This is a genomic window from Bacillus sp. 2D03, from assembly GCF_003946765.1.
Taxonomy (GTDB): domain Bacteria; phylum Bacillota; class Bacilli; order Bacillales; family Bacillaceae_G; genus Bacillus_A; species Bacillus_A cereus.
In genome coordinates, this window is record NZ_RPSJ01000024.1 from 14,466 (window position 1) to 34,514 (window position 20,049).

The following is a 20,049-nucleotide window of genomic DNA, read 5'->3' on the forward strand; positions in this document are numbered from 1 at the left end:
GGACAAATTATGTAATTAATATATTTATAATAACCCTTGGTATTACTAAGCCAATGTTTTAAAAGATTAACAAATAATTACCTCTGCAAATTTAGAAAATATCTACACTTTTTACAAACATTATTACAATTAGATAAACTAAAGCAATATCTCATTAACAAAGGGACTCCATAATTGGAGTCCCTTTGTTAATGAGATATTAAAAATGATCAGCATGTGAATATTGTATAATTTCTTCCTTTTTTAGAGCATGTTGTGTATCACCTGTATTGTTACTAAATGATAATACTATCACTAATCCTAACGTCGCTAATACAAGCTTCTTCATTATTTTAACGCCCCTTTGCTTAGTAGTTTTTGTTTCGCTTCGTAACATACATCGAAATAATCACTAACTTTTTCATGCTTATTCAATTTGCGGAAGCGAACTGCTAATACTTCTGCATATTCTTCTACGAAATCCCATAAATCCTGCTTTTCGAAGTAAGAAATACCTTTTTTCACTTCTTCTTCTAAGAGTTCAATTGCTTCATCTTCATTAAGAGAACGTAAAATATTGAAATGATATACATACTCTTCATTTCCTAATTCTATACAAATTGCTAATCCTTTTTCAATAAGTTCTTTTGCAATAATTGTTTCTCTTAGCTTGTAGTGTTCACGTGCTTGTAAGAACAATGCTTTAAAATGGACAGGATTCTTCTCTGTCACTTCTGATAAATGACGAATCGCTAATATAGATAAGTTTTGAGTTGCATATAATAATCCTAAATTATGCCTTACTACTAAAATCAATTTTTCTACATTATGTTTTTGCAAAAGATCAATGGAACGATTCAAATGTTCTTCCGCTTTTTCAAATTGCTTTAAGAATATACAAGCTGTCCCTAGTGTGTTTTCACAAGAAGCAACTTTCACCTCATATCCAACATGCCTTTCAAAGATTTCTTTCGCTTTATTTGCGTATTCAATAGATATTAACATACTAGACATATGATGACTTAACACCGCATATTTTTGATAAAACTCTGCATGCTCTAGTTCGTCAGAAATATGTTCTAATAAACTCTCAGCTTCTTCATATTGCCTTCTGGCTTCATTATAGTTACTAAACATTAAAGCATGTTCTGCTTTAAAAGAATGATAGTAATAAGCTGTGAGTGTATCTGTCGATTCATCAATTGTATCAATTGCTTCAAAACTATCTTTTCGAATACTCACTCGATCAGTTAGCATTCTATATTTTAGGTCTAGTAAAGAATAATATAATAATAAATTTTGATTTTGATTTTCTTTTTCTTCTGCATGTTTAATCTGTTCAATTTTTTCATCTATTTCTTTCTTTAATTCCGTTGCTTTTATAATTTGTTGCGACAACATCATTTGATAAAAATCATTAAGTTGTTGCATAACTGCTTCATGCATTAATATATTTATGCTCATATCACTACGTCCTCCTCAACTACTTCTTTTTTTCTAAATATTACCATGATTCTGTATATTATATAATAGTTTAACCCACAATTGTAAATTGATAAAAAAATAGCAGAATATTGCGAATTAATAGTGGGGATTAGCAGACAAATGGTTACTGTAAAAAAATAAAAAACTTGTGATATTGCTTTTATCATATTTGATCTTATATATGGTTCTGTTACAAAGTTTGCTAAGTTAATATAAACTCTAGAAAAAATGAATAAAGATCACCACAGCTGAGCTATCTTTAATCCGTATAATAATATAAACATTCTATTAATTCATATTATTAATAAAGAAATACTTAAATATTCCATTTTTTCTAAAAGTGTATTATACTGTAAATTGCTGAGGGGCATATTTTAGTATTTTCTGGTAACTATTCAATTTGTTAGGTTGTTATTAGTATTACGGTAACGAAAACCTTATATTTCCCCTTGAAGATAAAGCATTAGCAGCAATTACATCGAGATATCATAATAATAATTATTTTCTTAACAATATCACGGAATTTTAATTCAGAAAATTCAAACCATTAAGCAATATAAAGTGCTAAATAAAATATTTAGACAATTGAAGTCCAACAACGATTAGAAGATATATATATTAGAAAAGGAATTTTGGGAAATCTTATCCTATATAACTAATACATATAGCGTTGTATCTTTAAATCAATAAATTTTTCGATAAGCTAGTTAATAGATTATTGAATTTAATCTTTTAATAGAGTTAAAAAAATCAACTTTACATTCTAATTTAGAAATTATTAGGTGGTGTCAGTAGTGTTTGAGTATCTTTTAGTTAAAGCTTTATTTACTATTTTCTTAATTAGCCTAATCGTGTTAATCAGTGTAATATGGACTAAAATAGAAAAAATTATGGACGAGACTGTATTTAAAAACGTTTCTGAAAAATCCAGATATGTAGTAACTATGGTAATTGTTATGGTGGGAGAATTTGTTCTCATAGTCATTACTTCATTAAATTGGAGAGCTTCAATTATTGACACACTCTTTTTTGGTAGTATTATTTTGTTCTGCTGTATATGGCTAATACCTTATTTTGTTAATCAACAACAAAACGTCGCTAAAGTTATGGATAAGCATTTTAGTGGAGGGGTAGATTTAGGTGAAATTCAAGTTCATCGTGCGAAACTTTCTGCATTTAATTTAGGAAGTATTGTATTTTCTATAGTGGGAATTATTATACCTATTTGTTATTATTTTAAATACTTTTTATAACGGTTTATTGGTTCTGTTGGAAATTTTTTAAAGATATAGTAATAGGTGAGATTACAGATATTTATGTAGAAACAACTTAGATGTATAAGACAATCCATGTGAGCGAAAACAGTAAAATACCCTATAAGGTCTCTTTTACTTGTATTAATTAAAAAAATGGTACTAATTTCCAAAACTTCCACCAGGACTTCTTTTTAGCTGCCCTCCCACCACTATGAGAGGTAAGTGAAGGAAACCGATACAGCTTGTGCGTATGCAGTGCATTTTGGCCTGGGTCACAGTCTTTTAACGTGGTCGAACTACAGGGGGAGTAAGCATATTCCCGATGGATCCATTTCTATACTTCCATTATCTAGGGAAATCCCCCAGTATCCAAGACTAAATTTTACCCATACATCATTTTTTGATGTAGCTCTTGAAGATAAAAACTATTTAATTTTCAAGGAACAGTTATTAACTTAAAACTTATTATACGAGGAGGGTGTATCATGAAAAAAATATGCTTTGTATTAATTGTCGACGCTGGTATAAATTATGGTTCAATATTTTCTCTACCATTTTTAAGGAATCAGGATGATTTGAAGGAATATTTCTCTAAGTATTATGATGTTTCAATTAATTATATTAGGGATAAAAACTCAGTTGACTATTTGGTAGTTCCCAAACCGTGTCCAGCTTTTGATAATGAAAATAATCTTCCAATAATTGAAGTACCAGCAATCTTATTTATGGAAAAGAATTTTGAAAAAATAAAGACTTATATAGATAATTATTTTTCCAATAACTCATAAAGAAAATAAAAGTACAATAAAAAGAAGTCCGATAAAAAACGAGTGGTGTAGAATATTTCTATTAATCATTCGTTTTTTATTATATTTACATATATTTTTTAAAAGAGGATTATAGACGTTCTGAAAAAAATTAATTATAACAAGAACAGTGTTCGTGCTACTATCTACGGTTATTTTTTGTACTAAGTACCCCTTTAACTAACAAGACAACAAAAAATAATTAACATATTAAAGTGAATAATGTTACTATTTTTCAAACCTAATTTAGAAGACACCGGAATTCTTTCGGCTTCATATTCCTTCATCAGCTCAAAATCAGCCTGATTATTAACATCTAACTTTCGTAAATCGTACTTTTTGTCTATTTGACGTATCATATTTGAAACCTTCAGGCTGAAGCTACTTTCTTGCACCTTTCCAAAACCAAATTTAGGATAAAATTCTAACACCGTATTATTCGCGAATAAGTATATAAAATCATAATCCTTCTCGTATTTTTTAATGATATGATTCATTAATTTAGTCGCTAAACCTTGATGTCTATAATCCGGATGTGTCATCACTGTACCCAATTGAATTACTTTATATTCCTTACCGTTAGAGATTACATTCATTTTATTAATAGATGTATTTGCGATGACTTTATCTCCATCCACATAAGAATAGCAAATATAGTTATCATTCCAACAACCCCTGTCATACCATCCTTTAAAATCCAATTCAAATACATGTTTTGCAAGGTCATTAAAGCTTTCCTTATATTTTTCATTTTGCTTGTAGTCACTAATTAATTGATATTCATTCATGATAAATCCTCCATTTTTTATTATATTTTCCTAAAAAGAGTGTATATTTCTTACAACAATCTACTACTAAGTTTTCGTTAATCACCGCCTTATAATAGGTGTAACGGCATAGAAACATGCTTCCGGAATCAAAAAACGACAAAAAAAGACCACAAGAAGAAACATCTTCTCATGGTCAAATTTCTGTCTATTATAAATACACCTATCTCGAAAGAATAGATATCGTGAAATAACATGAAATTTTTTGATAAGATATAATGTCTTCTAACCGCTACTAGTAAAAGGGTATAACAAATAAAATCAAGGAATTATCCTTAATTTGACCTTTTACAGTATAAAATTCGTTTGAATTTTAATTAGCGATTAATAAGCTTCATCATATACAATCAAAACCTCTTTTCAATATAATTTCTTACTAAGAATATCTCCTTTGAAAACCGTTGTAAATGAAGACATAACAAAAAACGAGATTTATGTCCTTCTGTATCACCAAAATCGGTCGTTTTTGGTGATACAAAAAGACACATACTATTATTCTCGAAAACTACAGAAAAATCCCTCCACCTTAAGGCAGAGGGACTTTCCAATTACTATTTCAAACTACCCGCAATCTCCGTAAAGATAACTCCAAGTGCATGTGCACCTGCATCTGGATATCCTAAGCTTCTTTCACCAACTGTACCAGCGCGGCCCATGCGAGCTACGATTTCTTTCGTATACTCTGCTCCTTTGACCGCTGCTTCTGCTCCTTTTTCGAAGGCGGTTTTCATGTCTTCCTCGTTTGAAGCGCTAGCTAACCAAGAGTCTACACATGGAGCAAGTGCGTCAACAAGTGTTTTGTCACCAACTACCGCTCCTCTACCAAATGATCTTTCACCGATAGATTGTATACCTTGGAGTGCTGCTTGCAACATTTCAGCGAATTCTTTCACTGTTAACTCACGCTTCTCGCCTGCTGCTTTACTAGCTGCGCGGAATGCTCCCCCCCAAATTGGACCTGATGCGCCGCCGCAATGTTCCATAATAATCATCGAACAACCGTCAAGGAATGATCCGATCGTTACGTTTTCTTGATCTACAATAGAATGCCACTCACGTTTTAATTGCTTAAATCCTTTTGCTACACTCATTCCGAAGTCGCCGTCGCCAGCATGCGTATCTAGCTCACAGAACGGTACTTCATTTTTAATAATAATGTCGCTCATTTTATCAACGAGATACACCATGTTGTTTAATGTGATAACATTATCTTTTATAACAGCGTGCTCTTCTGCCGTTTCTAGTTCAAAAGAAACTTCCTTCTCTTCTGCCTCTTCCAGTACATTTACATACTCTACACTTTCAACTGGTCCATCTACTTTAAACGCTGGTGTATTACATTCTTTTGATAGTAATGTTTTTAGCTCTTCATCTAACTTCATTACCGTTAAAGACATACCAGCCATATCAATACTTGTCATATAGTTACCGACGAATACTCTATTAATTTTAATGTTTCTTGCAGCTAGTTCTCTCGTAACGGCGTTGTTAAATAAGTAAAGTTCTTGCAGTGGTGTTCCGCCAAAACCGTTAACTAGAAGTGCGATTTCCTCGCCATCTTTTACTCCTAAATCTTTTACAAGATCATTTGTCATACGGTTCGCTAGTTCATCTGCTGACAACATTTTTTCACGTTTAATTCCTGGCTCGCCATGAATACCTACGCCGTATTCCATTTCATCTTCCGCAAGTGTGAAAGTAGGTGATCCGCTCGCTGGAACTGTACAAGACGTTAACGCTAAACCAATTGTGCGCACGTTAGCAGCGGCTTTTTCCGCTACAGCTTTTACCGCTCCTAAATCCATACCTGCTTCCGCTGCTGCGCCGGCAATTTTATGAACTAAAATAACTCCTGCAACGCCGCGGCGTCCTACTGTATACAGACTATCTTCTACCGCAATATCATCGTCCACTTTTACGTAGTCGACTTCAATTCCATCTTCCGTCGCTAAATGCGCACCATTTTTGAAATTCATAATATCGCCGCTATAATTTTTAATAATTAATAACGTACCTTTTTTACTAGCTGTTTCTTTAATTGCTTGATATACCTGAATTTGTGAAGGTGACGCAAACACATCTCCGCACACCGCCGCATCTAACATTCCTTTTCCGACTAATCCTGCATGTGCCGGCTCATGGCCACTACCGCCGCCACTAATTAACGTTACTTTGTTTTCGTTCATTTCTTTCTTCTTAATAACTTTATATTTTTTCAAAAGTTCAAGCTCTGGGTGAGCCATAACCATTCCGTTACACATTTCCATTACTAATGTTTCTGGTTTGTTTATAATCTTTTTCATTGTGATTATCCCTCAATTCCTTTAATATATTGTGATATATTTGAAATCTTCTTCTTACTATCCATGTTAAAATGAAAGCGTTTTATAGTAAACGGACAAAATGGACAATCTGTCTAAAGACACCGCTCTCATTTATGGATAGGATTTTTATATTACTAACATTCTAGGGATGATTCAGATGACCTCTTCTATAATTTCTAAAAAAATAATCGCGAACTCATTGAAATATTTAATGGAAACAGAGTCGTTTCATAAAATATCAGTGAGCGATATTATGTTACACTGTCAAATGCGTAGGCAAACTTTTTATTATCATTTTAAAGATAAATTTGAACTATTAAGCTGGATTTATAGAGAAGAAACGAAGGAAAACATTATCGACTTTCTCGATTATGAAACATGGGAAAACATTTTCGATTTATTATTTGATTACTTTTATGAAAATCAAAAATTTTACCGAAATGCTTTTAAAGTCATTGAGCAAAACTCGTTTAATCACTATTTATTTGAGCATACGAAAAACTTATATATGAAGATTATTGATGAACTATCTGTAAGCTGTGGATTCAGCCTTTCTAATGAGACAAAAAATACGATCGCCTCCTTTTATAGTCACGGCTTCGTTGGAACAATAAAAGATTGGATTGAAAGCAAGTGCGAAGTAGATCCTTCCATTATGTCTTCTCTCATAAAAAATATGATAAACAATCAATTACTACTATTACTGGAGCAATCAGCAAAGTAATTAAAGGGTGGCAAAAGCAATGAAAAAGATTATGAATGATGTACAAAATATCGTTCAAGATATGCTGCATGGCTTTTATTTTGAACATAACGACAAAGTAAATTACGACGAAACAAATAACATCATTTATGTAAAAGATATCGAAAAACTAAAGCAAAACGTCGCGATTATAAGCGGCGGTGGTAGCGGACATGAACCCGCTGATATTGGCTATGTAGGAATAGGTATGCTTACAGCGGCAGTAAACGGCAGCATTTTCACTCCGCCTACAGTGGAACAAATTGTAGCGGCTACTCGCCTCATGCCAAAAGATAAAAGTATTTTATTTATCATTAAAAACTTTAAAGATGACGTTGAGAACTTTCTAGCGGCTGAGCAGATCGCTAAAGAAGAAGGAAGAAAAATTGACCACATCATCGTAAATGACGACGTTTCAATTGAAGATGATGCTTCTTTTAATAAAAGAAGACGCGGCGTCGCTGGTACTGTTTTCGTTCAAAAAATACTTGGTGCAGCCGCTCTTGAAGGCCATTCTCTAGAAGAACTAACAACACTTGGCCGTTCTATCACTGAAAACTTACACACATTAGGAGTTGCCCTTTCCCCTGCCAACGATCCAGTAAAAGGAAAAGCTTCATTCACATTAAATGACGATGAAGTGTTTTATGGCGTCGGCATCCATGGCGAAAAAGGTTACCGTAAAGAAGCACTATCCTCTTCTGAAATATTAGCGATCGAACTAATGAACAAACTAAAAAGCATTTATCGCTGGAGAAAAGAAGACAACTTCGCTATCCTCATTAATGGACTCGGCGCAACTCCATTAATGGAACAATACATTTTCGCAAACGACATTCGCCGTTTGTGTGAACTTGAAGGTTTACAAGTGATATTCGTAAAGGTTGGTACGCTGTTAACTTCTTTAGATATGAAGGGTGTTTCGCTTAGTTTGCTTAAGGTAGAGGATTTGGATTGGGTGAAGTGGTTGAAGATGGATGTTAGAGTGGGTAATTGGTAAGTAAAAATTATGATGATAAAAGCCTTTAACTATAACAAGTTAAAGGCTTTTTACAAATTGAAATATCGCACGAGCGTTCAAAAGAAATTCGTAATCACCTCACTGAAGGATGACAGGTCTTCCAAATAAAGCTGGATAATAAATTAACATCGCCCCTACAAATGAACATACTAGACAAAAAACAGCCTCGTATTTTATGACTACAGAAGAGTTCGTATCAAGCTTTTTTCCCTCTCTTTTCAATATCATTTTAAATAAAGCTCTATATAATACATACCCAACAATCGCTCCGAGGGTATTCGTAAATAAATCATCAATATCCGTAATTCTATTATTTAATAATTGATTTAACTCAATTGCCAATGAAAAAAGGAATCCCGCGCATACGGTGTTTTTCATTTTTCTAAACTGCGGCCAAATAGTCGGTAATAAAAAGCCGAACGGCATAAACAGTACAATATTTAAAAGATACGTCGTACTACCTGCCGTATCAAATAGAGTCAAGTTGATTTGACTTACACGAATCCACGTTTCATATCTACTTATATCCCATACAGTCGCGATTTGCGTCACCTTATACACTAACGAAAGATAGAACAGAAAAATATATACCCATAGAAAATGCCGAATAGATATGTTTCTTTTCGCTTTAAAATAAAATCCAATTTGAAACAAAATACAAAAAATTATAGTGAAAAAATACGTATACAAATAACTAATCAAAACTCCTGTATGCATGTGGAATCCCCTAACTTTACATTTTCATCTATTATTTTAGAATATAGTTTAAGAACCAGTACTTTGTTCATATATTTAATCTTCTACTTTGTCTTCGAATATAGGGGATATACTAAAAATAAAAAATCCCCACTCCTTCATTTTCAGTCTCCTCCTTGATGTAACTTGTTTATAGGATAGGAAAAACTTTTAAAATAAAAAGTGGGGTAAATATAAAATTTTTCTTAAATTTTATGTTAGTTTTTATTATTACTCTTATTAGGAATCCGCTATTCGTTGTTAGGTAACGCCATGCTTACACCTATAAAAGTATTGAATTACTGAAGAATTCTGTCCTCAATATAACAGCAGATTCACATCAAAAATGTAAATCCTCATTTCCTTCGTATTTTCCTTTATTAAGTCTTTTTCTTATAAATAATTCTGCCACAATTAAATTAGGTACCCATGCTAACCAAGCAATAATAGCGTAACTAAGTTCAAACCGCTCTATTCCAAATAGAACTATAAACAAGGGTAGCCAAATTCTTAATGTAACTGCTCCAAAGGTTAAAGAATAATTTCTAATCATCCAGTTCCGATGCTCTTTAATTTTTTTATTCTTAACTCTATGTAACGCTTGATATGCTGATGTTAGCCAAAATACAGATAACAAACCAAAGCCTAGCTTCGCTACCAATCCTCCCGTAGCATAAAAGGATAGGTATAGTCCAGAAACGCCTCCTAATAATATACCAACCATGTAGATTCTCCCAACTATTCGATGACGGTTGATATTCCTCTCTCTAAATTTAGTGGATAATGTGAAAGGACCAATTACTAATGCTACTATACTAGTCGTAATATGTATAAATAACATACTATACCAGAAATCACTTAATTTAGATCCAAACATAAGCTTCGCTTTTACAAGCCCTGTTTGAAATCCATCCATAATAGAATATTGGACAACAATATAACCAGATACTAAAAGAGCAAAAAAAGTGAATACAAACCAAATTTTTCTGTTCAAATTTTACTGCCTCCCCATTACATTCACGAAAATTAGATTATATATTACTGTTCATTCTCGGGAAAAATAGAAAAGCCTTCTAGCGAAATGAAGTGACCTCCGAAAAAGGGACATTTAATAGATTAAGATTTCCAAAAATAATGAATATATATGTTATATTGTTAGACGTACTGAAAAAGCTAAACAGTACAGCAATGGGGATTTTTCTAATGGATATGTTACAACAAGTAATAGATAAATTTAAAATGAGTAAACTCTTAAGTATATCATTCTATACTTGAGAGTTTACTCATCTATCCCTTCTCATCCCTCATACTGTAATACCCCAAATTAATAATAATCAAGAAATACCCACCCATAATTCCAGCTGCAAATGTCCACATGAATTCATGATGTTCAATTTCATACATAATAATCGCGCCGAGTATTGCGGCTGCGAACCGATTTATCATTCCGAGCATCGGTGCTTTTTCTTTTTTTACAATGCTATCTCCGAACTTTTCAATACGCCTTCCTAAAATCCAGGCGCAGTACATACTCACCAAAAGGCCAATGCTTATCCCGACAAACTGGGCTCGAAAAGGTGTCACGAGCCATCCCAATAACATTACGCCTAGCAAACAATACATTTGTATGTTGAATGATCTTAATGCCATACGAATCATGTTATTCTCCTTTATCTTTCTCATTGTAATTCCGTATTATCAATCCAATCTTTCAGAATCCAAGCTTTCAGCTATATCTTTTTTAAAATGAGGAAATTTGATTTTGCTCACCATTAAATAAGCGAGTACGCTTGTACCAAATGCCACGGAAACTGGATTATTTAGGCGACATAAAATGAGGAGACACATCGCCGCGAATGGAATGGGCATTCCGATGAATGTTGGGAGTTTGCTTTGCTGTGTGTTAAATCTCGCAAGCCGAAGCATTCCGCAAATACTGTAAGCGAGCGCGCATATCATCCCGATAGACTGCAAATCTTTTAACGAAGCATTATATGCAAGAATAGATGGTGCCACACCAAAAGTAACTAAATCCGCAAATGAGTCCAGCTCTCCACCAATTTCTGAAACAGAATCAAGTTTCCGAGCAATCATGCCATCAAACAAATCAAGGACCATACCTGTAATAATGAACATAACTGCACCGTACATATCCTCAACGAAAACAGCATGAATAGCCAAAAGCCCACACACAAAATTTGCTATCGTAATCATATTTGGTATGTAACTCATCACATGCTTCCCCTCCTTTCTACTAATTGCTTCATCTAAGTTCTTACTCATTACAATCAAGATCCTTCTGCTTTTCTTCCAATATCACTTTATTTATTTTCGTTAACGTCTCTGTCATTTGCTCTAGGGCATTTATATCGATTTTAGAAAAGTATTTCTCAATTAATACATCATCTAACTCAGACAACCGCTCTATATACTTACTACCGTTTGGACCAAGTGTAAGAAAATACTCCCTTTTATTATTAGGGTTTACTTGTTTTGAAATCATCTGTTGCTTTTCCAATTTCGATAAAACTTGGCTCACCGCACTTTTCGTTATATTAAACGTATTCGCAATGTTATTTGCTGTCGTGTTTTCATTTAAATGAATATGAAATAACATGCTCTCTTGCTGCCCAGTAAGACCGAACTCATCCTTTAAATCTTGAAATAGTAAAATATAGAGTTCCGTATAGGCTCGATTCATTTCATTAATTACTTCTTTATACGTTCTAGTCATAGCATCCTCCATGCTTTTATTTCGTTTCGTTTAATAGTTAAGTTTACTTAACTTAACTATATTATACCGTTATGTTTGTGTAAAGGGAAATATAACTCTACACTCTACTCACAATGATACAAAAAAGACACTCTTCTAAAACAAGTTTAGTCGCTTCTGTCTCACTGCTTTCCTCATCCAAATACTCGGTAAGTCATTCTGAATAATCAAAAAGAAAATCAATAAAATTCCATATAGACCCATTACTGGTTAAAATGTTATAATGGAATTACCCTACATAGTTACTCATAGCCAGACTGAGGAACTAGCGTCTTATTAAGTAATGCGCATAACTAAAATAAAAAAGACACTTTACGGTGTCTTTTTTATTTATATTCCTAGGAATTATCTCTTTTATAAACAGACTCTATCAAACAGTAAAGGAGACTAACAGATGGAACATCCTGTTGCAAGAGAATTACGTTTTATACGGGTATGTCTTATCATTTTGATTATTATCATTGCATTCTGGGACCGGGAGAAAACTGTAGAAATTACTGATCACGGTAGCGATCCTATCTTAAACACCAGCAATATGACCCAAGTTGGTGAGAATACATTTGCATACAAAGGCGAATCTAATCAAATTAAAATATTTAAGTTTAATCCAGATACAAATGAAATATCACTTATTAAAGAGTTTCTTGCTGAGGAATATTACTCAGATACAGCTAGATAAAGTAATATTGACCACAAAAGTATAATGACCACAGCCTTTAGCCATAATTACGACTAAAGGCTTTTTGTATGTAAGTAAATGAAAAAAGGAGCTAATTTTATGGAACATAATAAAAATGGAATGCTTGCTTTAATTGTTTTATTTTTAGGATTAGTGTTTTTTGTTAGTGGAATGGTTTATCATTTATGGGGCTCATTTTAATTTCAACTTTTAGACAGATAAATAATTCGAATCAGAGAAACGCACAACATTTTCCCTTTTCTTTCCAAAAATAATATAATAAGATATAAAATGTAATACATATAAAGACAAATATATATAGCACTCATTAAAAGTGCTTCTATTTTGGAAGGAAGAAACGATGAACAAAAAGTTATTAGCATCATTATTATGTAGCACATTCTTGTTTGGAGTATCAGCTTGCAGTTCACATGATGCGCCTGCAAAAAATGAGCAGGCGACTTCCAAAAAAACAGAGAATGACAAACTTAGCAGCAAGGATTCGCAAAAAGAACTTCCTACCAATGTAGATTCCTCTGATGTATACATGTCAATGGGATCTGCCGAGTCATTAGATGTTCTAGGGACTGGAGAAGTTAAAGCACAAGGTGTCTTTAAAGTATTAGACATCGCAGTTTATAATCGTAAAGAAGAACCCATTACACTAGATATTAACAACTTTAAATTAATTGATGGATTTGGAAGAGAATATCACATTTCCAATGAACATCAATCTGTACTTAAAGCTGCAAATACCTCTACATTTAAATTTGGTATTGTTAGCCCTGATGAACATTCGGACGGAAACATTGTATTTGATGTACCGAAAAACACGCAAGGATTAACTTTAAAATTTAATAATGATACGTTAGATAAAGAGCTCCAATTAAAAGTGGAATTGGAATAGGCAAAATAAATACGTCTCCCTTAACATTCTCTACTAACATAAAAAAGTACAGTCTTTTCTACAGCAGACTGTACTTTTTTACTTATCATTTCACATAACATTCCCTAATTTTTTTGACTAGATGCTCTCCAATCACGAAAAGATGTTGGGCGTCCAGAAAAAGCTCTTTGCTTTGAAACAGATGGTTTTTCTTCAGGAGTCATTGTTTTTTCTTTAAGAGTCGCTGGTTTTTCTTTAAGCGTCACTGATTTTTCTTCAAGAATAGTCACAGCTGTTTGCATTTTCTCTAACTGTTCTTTCAGCAATTGTTGTTCAATCTTTAAATCCGTAAGTAAACGTAAAATCATCTCAGAATTAGCCATAAGATCCTCCTTCCCCCAATACACAGAATAAAATACAATATGTAGAAGACGAAATGTCGGTGACAAAAATAAGGTCGTCAACTCTTTTTAACTTCCAAAGTCCTTTTATTTTTTTAAGGACCTGCTCCATTCATCCTTAAAAACATAAAGTAAATTAAATCCATTAATAAATGGTCTTTATGGAAGGAGGAGTTAATATGGGCTATGGCGGTAGTTGTGGTGGAGGCTGTGGTTTCGGCGGCGGATTTGCCTTACTTGTTGTGCTCTTCATCTTATTAATCATCGTTGGCGCTAGCTGTTGGGGCGGCGGATTCGGCTGCTAAGGAGAGGCACTCTTGAGAGTGTCTTTTTTTTAATATGTGGCTCGTATACATCTTGCTCAAAATTTCCGTTCTAGAAGTATTATAATATTAGCTTAACATGTCAGTTCCCCCTAATTAATAGGTGGTTCTAGCCTATAGAATTCTTTTAAATATAAAATGAAACTATATTTCTCAATGAATAAAACAATTTAACATGGTAAAATAATATTTGGATGGGAGTCCAATATATTATTAAAATTAAGATGGTTCAAGTCGAAGGAAGGCACCTTAGGGTGTCTTTTCTTTTTTATAAATAATTATAAATTAAAATTGCAAAGGATGCTTACTACTTACAAGGAACATTTTCTTCCATACAACTATTTATTTGAAACTAATTACTATTATAAATATAAAGAAGTTATGGATAAAGTAGTGAGGTAAATAAAACAAAATATAGATTTAATTCATGTTTCTCAACGAGGTACCACCAGCATTTTCAAAAAAATACGCTAAGCAAAAAAATAATCAGCTGTCCATATGGACAGCTGATTTACATCATTACATTTCTATTATTTATCTTACCACTTGTACAGATACTGGTTTCCACCCCTGATTTTCTACCCAATCAATATTAACCTTATATTTTTTATTATTTTGCTTATCTCGTACATTACCGTAGGCTTTATTATTACCATTATTCCCAATAAAATCGAAAATCAATTGGCTCTCTGGAACATCAACAGCATAAGAAATTGCTTTTTTCATCTCACTCCAATCTACTGTTCCTTCTTTAAATTTCATTTCAGGTTTTGCTCCTTGCTCGGTACCAATTGGCTTCCAAGAAGGATTAGTTTGAGAACCCTTTTCTTGAGATGCCGTTTTTTCTTCCTCATTATTTTCAGTTCCGTTCGTTTTTACCGATTTTTCTGTTTTTGATTTCTCTTCTAGCTGTGCTGCCTCTTTATCTTCATTTTTCTTTTCTTCTATCTTTGCTGCCTCTTTATCTTCAGTTTTCTTCTCTTCTATCTTTGCTGTTTCTTTATCTTCAGTTTTCTTCTCTTCTATCTTTGCTGTTTCTTTATCTTCAGTTTTCTTCTCTTCTATCTTTGCTGTTTCTTTATCTTCAGTTTTCTTCTCTTCTATCTTTTTTACTTTCTTTTCTTGAGCAATTGCTTTCGTTGATGTATTAGAAGGGGTAAACAATTGGTATGTCACTATACCAACTGTCACTAATACCAAAGTAAATGCAATATTAAAAATTGCCTTTTGACGACGATTCTGTTGTTTTTCTTGAAATCTGCTTACTTGTCCCATTCTTCAAACCTCCGTGTTTACTTTCTCCTCTACTCTTTATGTATTATCCCTAAAATTCTTAATATTTTTATTAAACAATAGAAATAAACTACACTTTCCATACAGGATTTCATATCATAATAAAATTTGTGTTTTTTCAAGTATCTGACATATGTTATTCAAAATAGTTTAATACATTAAAAATTGATAAGCTTCTGCACTTAAGAAACCTTCAATTTTATTCAAAGGTGATTCCAATTATGTCCATATTAGATCTCCTGTAGAAAGCTTTTTAACAATTAAACCTCTTCTTCCCTTATTTATAATTTTTAAATTAAATTTCCCTCTATAGTATAATAAAGATGTTTCGTTTTCTAATGGGGTATGTCGTAAAATCAAAAGGGATTTTATCTCTTTTACCTTCTTTTCAGAGTAAATTTCACCACTAGGAAATTCTATTATTCCTAATGTAATCTTTAATTCGCTCTCATCGAAAGGCCACTCCTTGTTAAGTTCCCTTATCTTTTGTATAAAGCTTCTTTTGGTTTGTCCTATATATAGCAATGTTACACTCTTAGCACATACTCTAGAGATTGCAAATATCCCCTTCTTAGAAGCTTCTTCCCTATTATAAAAATCATTTATACTATACATTCCATACCATTTAATATGTACTGTTTCTATGAATCTCACCTCATTTTTAGACAATATTATAATTTCTGAATGTTCAAATTATAATGGGCGCATAGTCCTGATTACTTGAATTATAAATTGTGCTTTTCAATAATACATTTTATTATTACTAATTTCAATAATACAAAAAAAAATACAATATTATAGTTTAATTACAAAACTTTATAAAAAAACAAAGTCATGTCGTACCAAATATTATATTTTTTCAATATCAGACTACCATGAACAAAAGTTAGAGAGTTATGGAATAAAATATAATTTGTATGTACATTTCTTTCAAAAGAAGTTTTGTAGTTTGCAACTGAATTAAAAAAACATAGATTTTTATGACTCTTTCGGAGATATACCAAAGTGGGATCTTTTATATGCACGTTACTATTACCGAACTAAATTTCGGTATAGTATTTTTTTGCAGCTCCTTGATTTTTCAACAAATACGTATAAAAAATCAATAGTAGGAAAATAAACTGCTGGCTAAAAGTTTACTTTCGATAAAATAAAAAAGAATCTGCAAATCTGCAGATCCTCCTGATAATGATTATATAAGTATAGTATCATCCATTTATTTGACTATTATTCGGAAAGTATAAAACTGTTCACTAGATAGCAGAGTATTTTTACATTTTAGGGGGGATTTTGTTGAATTAGCTTGATAGCGATTGGTGGTACCCCTTATAGGATAATAGAAGTTTGCATTTTCAATTTTTTCACACTCTATTAACAAGGCAGTTATAGCATCCTGGTTTAGCGTTAAGAATGTGAATATATTCTACTTCTTTATTATCAAAAATTTCATCTATATTTTCTCTTAAATTGACACCTTCTGTAACCCTTGCTTCTACAATCATTGAGTCAGCATTGTAGCCGCGTACAGATAGATACCTATGATGTAACATATGCGGAATTTCATTTACATCTAGCTTAGCAGTAGTTGCTCCCTTTCGTATAAATATAGGACCACTTGCTTTATAAGGCGAATTAACACTATGATATTGGTAATTCAGTAAAATTACCTCTTCTCCTACCTCTGCATCCTTCAAACTTATCCTGCAAGGATATCCAGGATTTTTATTTGCTATTATTTTGACTGCCCCGATACTTTTTAATACTTCTTCGTTCATTAGAAATAGGTTATTAAACTCCTTCTCTTGTAACGCAACGATTTGAAAGTTATTTCTCATATTCTATCCCTCCTTAATTAGTTGTTATAAAGCATTTCACTAATGATGCTACCACTAAAGTTCATAAAACTTGTTCAATAATCCTGCCCGTTTGTTGAGGATTGAATTAAAAAGCTTACAATTCTATAACAGAGAAAAAATGGCTTATTATTGTTCAATACAAAGTTGCTTACTTTTAATCAATCAGTAATGATTTATCAAAAAATACGATGAGTACAAAGCACTCTTGTTAATTCATGTTATCTTTTGTTAAAGAACGTGAATTCAGTCAAGTTCTTGGTTTACGGTATTTCCACTATGGAAAGCACGGAATTGACTCGGTGAAAATCCTGTATTTCTTTTAAATGCATTATAAAAGCTAGATACACTTTGATAGCCTGTTTGATAACCAATCTCTGTACTATTAAAGACCGTTGTCAAGAGAAGTTCCTTTGCTTTCTTAACTCTGATCCTTTCTAAATATATTCGAGGAGTATACCCTGTTCTTTCTTTGAAAATCCGATTTAAATGAAAACGACTAACTCCTACCCTTGATGCAATTTCATTTAAAGACATGTTTTGAACATAATTATTTTTTATCAATCGCATAGTATCTTCCAAAACGCATTCGAACGGGTCGTATATTTTTATATTTAGATCTGATCGGCATCTTTTGCATGGACGATAGCCTGCCCTTTGAGCTTCGTGCGCATTTGAAAAAAAGGATACATTTTCATAATTAGGAACCTTAGACTTGCAAGAAGGCCGGCAGAAAATTCCAGTTGTCTTGACTGCGTAAAAGAATATCCCGTCATACGCTGAATCACATGATACTGTTGCTTTCCACATGGTATCTCTGGAAAGGTTATTTTGATCCTTCATTAGAATTTAACCCTCCCTTGTAGGCGAAAATCTTATTACTCAAAATCATATAAATCGCATATATAGCCACGACAATTAACGGAACAAATATATACAATTGAAAAAATGGAATCACCAGCAAACATAAAATGAAAGAGATTAACGATGCCCACCATGCCCGTGTGTTCTTCCTAAATAATTTAACGCCTGCTGCCATTGAAAGAACATAAACTAGAATCCCAAGAGAAGTCGGTATAAACAAAATATCATCAAACGTTAGTGACAAAGCTTTTGTCACTAACACACCTGCTACCGAAAAACAGATAACAAACAATACCATCTGTCTTGGAATTTGAGTAGTTGCATGCAGCCTTGAGAAAAATTTTGGGAAAGCACCATCTCTGCTTAATGAATATCCTAATTGCGTTAGGCTGGCTACAAAAGCATTCGCTGTCCCTGTACAAATAATTAAAGCTAAAACAGCTGTAACGACTTTGGCACCTCCGCCTACTGTATCTCCCATTATAACACCAATAGGAGACAGGTTGCTTTCTTGACTGCCATACGTGGCCGTTCCAATAGTGACAAGGCTTAGCGCTAAAAATAATAATCCAATGACAACTGCACTAATAACTGCTCCTTTGACAATATCTTTTTCTGGCCTTTTAAAGTGCTCAGCCAGATTACAAATCGCCTCCCAACCGAAAAATGACCAAAAGATAACCGTTATAGCGTTCCCGACAGAAAACCATCCATTTGGAACAAAGGGAGTAAAATTTCCCCATTGTATTCTTGGAAACGCCACAAATACAGCTGACGCTAAAAGAATCAGTAATAAGGAACTTAAAATCAATGCAACTTTACCACTAACATTTACGCCGTAATAATTGGAAACACCTGCAATTACCAAAATAAAGACGGCAATTAAAATTGTTTCAAAATGCGAAAATCCAAATGCCTGACTGACGTAAAAAGCACCAGTTAAAGATACAATCGTTTGACCAACTGCTGCTGTTACAAAGTAAAACCACCCAACGATATTGCCAAGATGATATCCAAAAGAATTTCTAACAAAGGTTGCTGCTCCACCGGAATCAGGATATATCCGTGCCAAACTAGCAAAGGAATAAGCAAGCGGAAAACTAATTATAATAACGATAAACCAGGATACAATAGATGCAGGGCCCGCTATTGAGGCTGTTACCCCCGATAAAAAAAGGACACCTGATCCTAGAATAGCTGAAATATATAACGCAATTCCTTGAAATAATCCAATGGCTTTATTGTTCATGATCTCCCCCCTTTATAGAATTTAGTGTACTAGTAAAAGGGGGGGGAATTCTTCTTGTTTTTTGCGGTTTAATTCGTTTAATAAAACAATCAAAAGTATTTTTATTATATTTCTTCTTCAACAATCTGGCCCGATTGTTGAAGAAAGTAGCCTGTTCCAATAAAGAACTTTATTGTTCAGTAAACAACTTGTCATGAAACCATAAAACGAACCGAAATTTTTCTTATGAGTAGAAAATTCGGCTCGCTTTATGTTGGAATTTGCTTAGCGTATATTTTCGTTAAAATGTTGGCGGGATCCCATGCCCATCAACTTAAAATTTTAAGGTATCCCCAAAACGAAAAAATGAGCTTTTTTATTACAAATTAGCACAAAATCTTGTTCTGGGGGTAGTTGTATTTTCTTAGCTTGATAGCGATGTGGCGGTACCCCACATCCATCAACTTAAGGATTCGGGCTATTTTTGAAATTAAAAGCGCGTTACTATTTTCTTATATTAATGAGAAAGGGTGACGTGCTTTTTATGAATATGCATCAAAAGCAAGAGTTGTCT

Annotated in this window: 22 protein-coding genes; 7 read left to right on the forward strand and 15 right to left on the reverse strand. The window is 33.0% G+C overall.

What is annotated here, in order from left to right:
* Window positions 1–199: 199 nt before the first annotated feature.
* Window positions 200–328, reverse strand: coding sequence for a hypothetical protein (locus EBQ15_RS31850; RefSeq protein ID WP_000737558.1), 129 nt, complete (start codon window positions 326–328; stop codon window positions 200–202).
* Entirely contained in the window at window positions 328–1,443 is a 1,116-nt protein-coding gene (locus EBQ15_RS29745; protein ID WP_000026332.1) for a response regulator aspartate phosphatase, read from the reverse strand. Before EBQ15_RS29745 ends, EBQ15_RS31850 begins: the two co-directional genes overlap by 1 nt.
* A gap of 815 nt (window positions 1,444–2,258) precedes the next feature.
* Between EBQ15_RS29745 and EBQ15_RS29750 the strand changes: the two genes are divergently transcribed.
* On the forward strand, window positions 2,259–2,717 hold the full coding sequence (locus EBQ15_RS29750; protein ID WP_000464474.1) for a hypothetical protein: 459 nt from the start codon (window positions 2,259–2,261) through the stop codon (window positions 2,715–2,717).
* A gap of 488 nt (window positions 2,718–3,205) precedes the next feature.
* The gene (locus EBQ15_RS29755) at window positions 3,206–3,508 is read left to right on the forward strand and encodes a hypothetical protein (protein WP_000717611.1); all 303 of its coding nucleotides are present in this window, start codon (window positions 3,206–3,208) and stop codon (window positions 3,506–3,508) included.
* 194 nt (window positions 3,509–3,702) lie between these two features.
* Here EBQ15_RS29755 and EBQ15_RS29760 read toward each other — a convergent pair whose 3' ends face one another.
* Together EBQ15_RS29760 and dhaK are read right to left on the reverse strand one after the other, a co-directional pair.
* The gene (locus EBQ15_RS29760) at window positions 3,703–4,314 is read right to left on the reverse strand and encodes a GNAT family N-acetyltransferase (RefSeq protein WP_001008206.1); all 612 of its coding nucleotides are present in this window, start codon (window positions 4,312–4,314) and stop codon (window positions 3,703–3,705) included.
* Between the two features lie 590 nt (window positions 4,315–4,904).
* Entirely contained in the window at window positions 4,905–6,656 is a 1,752-nt protein-coding gene (gene dhaK, locus EBQ15_RS29765) for a dihydroxyacetone kinase subunit DhaK (protein ID WP_000720742.1), read from the reverse strand.
* A gap of 178 nt (window positions 6,657–6,834) precedes the next feature.
* On the opposite strand from dhaK, the gene dhaS reads away from it, so the two are divergent.
* The gene (gene dhaS / locus EBQ15_RS29775; protein ID WP_000204225.1) at window positions 6,835–7,401 is read left to right on the forward strand and encodes a dihydroxyacetone kinase transcriptional activator DhaS; all 567 of its coding nucleotides are present in this window, start codon (window positions 6,835–6,837) and stop codon (window positions 7,399–7,401) included.
* 19 nt (window positions 7,402–7,420) lie between these two features.
* Window positions 7,421–8,419, forward strand: coding sequence for a DhaKLM operon coactivator DhaQ (gene dhaQ, locus EBQ15_RS29780; protein WP_000723354.1), 999 nt, complete (start codon window positions 7,421–7,423; stop codon window positions 8,417–8,419).
* A gap of 99 nt (window positions 8,420–8,518) precedes the next feature.
* On the opposite strand, the gene EBQ15_RS29785 is transcribed toward dhaQ, so the two are convergent.
* From EBQ15_RS29785 to EBQ15_RS29805, 5 genes are all read right to left on the reverse strand, one after another.
* A complete protein-coding gene (locus tag EBQ15_RS29785; RefSeq protein WP_000556843.1) occupies window positions 8,519–9,157 on the reverse strand; it encodes a VanZ family protein in 639 nt (212 codons plus the stop codon).
* Between the two features lie 358 nt (window positions 9,158–9,515).
* On the reverse strand, window positions 9,516–10,169 hold the full coding sequence (locus EBQ15_RS29790) for a DUF2306 domain-containing protein (protein ID WP_001080296.1): 654 nt from the start codon (window positions 10,167–10,169) through the stop codon (window positions 9,516–9,518).
* A gap of 293 nt (window positions 10,170–10,462) precedes the next feature.
* Entirely contained in the window at window positions 10,463–10,834 is a 372-nt protein-coding gene (locus EBQ15_RS29795) for an ATP synthase subunit I (RefSeq protein ID WP_000620602.1), read from the reverse strand.
* A gap of 39 nt (window positions 10,835–10,873) precedes the next feature.
* Window positions 10,874–11,458 carry a CDP-diacylglycerol--serine O-phosphatidyltransferase gene (gene pssA, locus EBQ15_RS29800; RefSeq protein ID WP_000042028.1) on the reverse strand — a complete coding sequence of 195 codons (585 nt, stop codon included), beginning with the start codon at window positions 11,456–11,458 and terminating at the stop codon, window positions 10,874–10,876.
* On the reverse strand, window positions 11,451–11,909 hold the full coding sequence (locus EBQ15_RS29805) for a MarR family winged helix-turn-helix transcriptional regulator (protein ID WP_000198946.1): 459 nt from the start codon (window positions 11,907–11,909) through the stop codon (window positions 11,451–11,453). The genes pssA and EBQ15_RS29805 overlap by 8 nt, the downstream gene beginning before the upstream one ends.
* A gap of 433 nt (window positions 11,910–12,342) precedes the next feature.
* On the opposite strand from EBQ15_RS29805, the gene EBQ15_RS29810 reads away from it, so the two are divergent.
* Both EBQ15_RS29810 and EBQ15_RS29815 read left to right on the forward strand, forming a co-directional pair.
* Window positions 12,343–12,627 (forward strand): YmzC family protein, encoded by a 285-nt coding sequence (locus EBQ15_RS29810; RefSeq protein ID WP_000400961.1) that lies wholly within the window; start codon window positions 12,343–12,345, stop codon window positions 12,625–12,627.
* Between the two features lie 361 nt (window positions 12,628–12,988).
* Window positions 12,989–13,534: a DUF4352 domain-containing protein gene (locus EBQ15_RS29815; RefSeq protein ID WP_001035581.1), complete on the forward strand. Its 546-nt coding sequence runs from the start codon at window positions 12,989–12,991 to the stop codon at window positions 13,532–13,534.
* A 104-nt stretch (window positions 13,535–13,638) separates the two neighbouring features.
* Here EBQ15_RS29815 and EBQ15_RS29820 read toward each other — a convergent pair whose 3' ends face one another.
* A complete protein-coding gene (locus EBQ15_RS29820) occupies window positions 13,639–13,896 on the reverse strand; it encodes a hypothetical protein (RefSeq protein ID WP_000013690.1) in 258 nt (85 codons plus the stop codon).
* A 197-nt stretch (window positions 13,897–14,093) separates the two neighbouring features.
* Between EBQ15_RS29820 and EBQ15_RS29825 the strand changes: the two genes are divergently transcribed.
* Entirely contained in the window at window positions 14,094–14,219 is a 126-nt protein-coding gene (locus EBQ15_RS29825; RefSeq protein ID WP_000540377.1) for a YjcZ family sporulation protein, read from the forward strand.
* 552 nt (window positions 14,220–14,771) lie between these two features.
* Here the strand turns inward: EBQ15_RS29825 and EBQ15_RS29830 are convergent.
* The 5 genes from EBQ15_RS29830 to EBQ15_RS29850 form a co-directional block, all read right to left on the reverse strand.
* Window positions 14,772–15,512, reverse strand: coding sequence for a YrrS family protein (locus tag EBQ15_RS29830; protein WP_000532025.1), 741 nt, complete (start codon window positions 15,510–15,512; stop codon window positions 14,772–14,774).
* Between the two features lie 237 nt (window positions 15,513–15,749).
* Window positions 15,750–16,184 carry a hypothetical protein gene (locus tag EBQ15_RS29835; RefSeq protein WP_002100802.1) on the reverse strand — a complete coding sequence of 145 codons (435 nt, stop codon included), beginning with the start codon at window positions 16,182–16,184 and terminating at the stop codon, window positions 15,750–15,752.
* A gap of 707 nt (window positions 16,185–16,891) precedes the next feature.
* Window positions 16,892–17,365 (reverse strand): DUF1203 domain-containing protein, encoded by a 474-nt coding sequence (locus EBQ15_RS29840; RefSeq protein ID WP_001245414.1) that lies wholly within the window; start codon window positions 17,363–17,365, stop codon window positions 16,892–16,894.
* A gap of 264 nt (window positions 17,366–17,629) precedes the next feature.
* Window positions 17,630–18,226 carry a bifunctional transcriptional activator/DNA repair enzyme AdaA gene (locus tag EBQ15_RS29845; protein ID WP_000654819.1) on the reverse strand — a complete coding sequence of 199 codons (597 nt, stop codon included), beginning with the start codon at window positions 18,224–18,226 and terminating at the stop codon, window positions 17,630–17,632.
* Window positions 18,210–19,496 (reverse strand): APC family permease, encoded by a 1,287-nt coding sequence (locus tag EBQ15_RS29850; protein ID WP_001060118.1) that lies wholly within the window; start codon window positions 19,494–19,496, stop codon window positions 18,210–18,212. The genes EBQ15_RS29845 and EBQ15_RS29850 overlap by 17 nt, the downstream gene beginning before the upstream one ends.
* Between the last annotated feature and the right edge of the window lie 553 nt (window positions 19,497–20,049).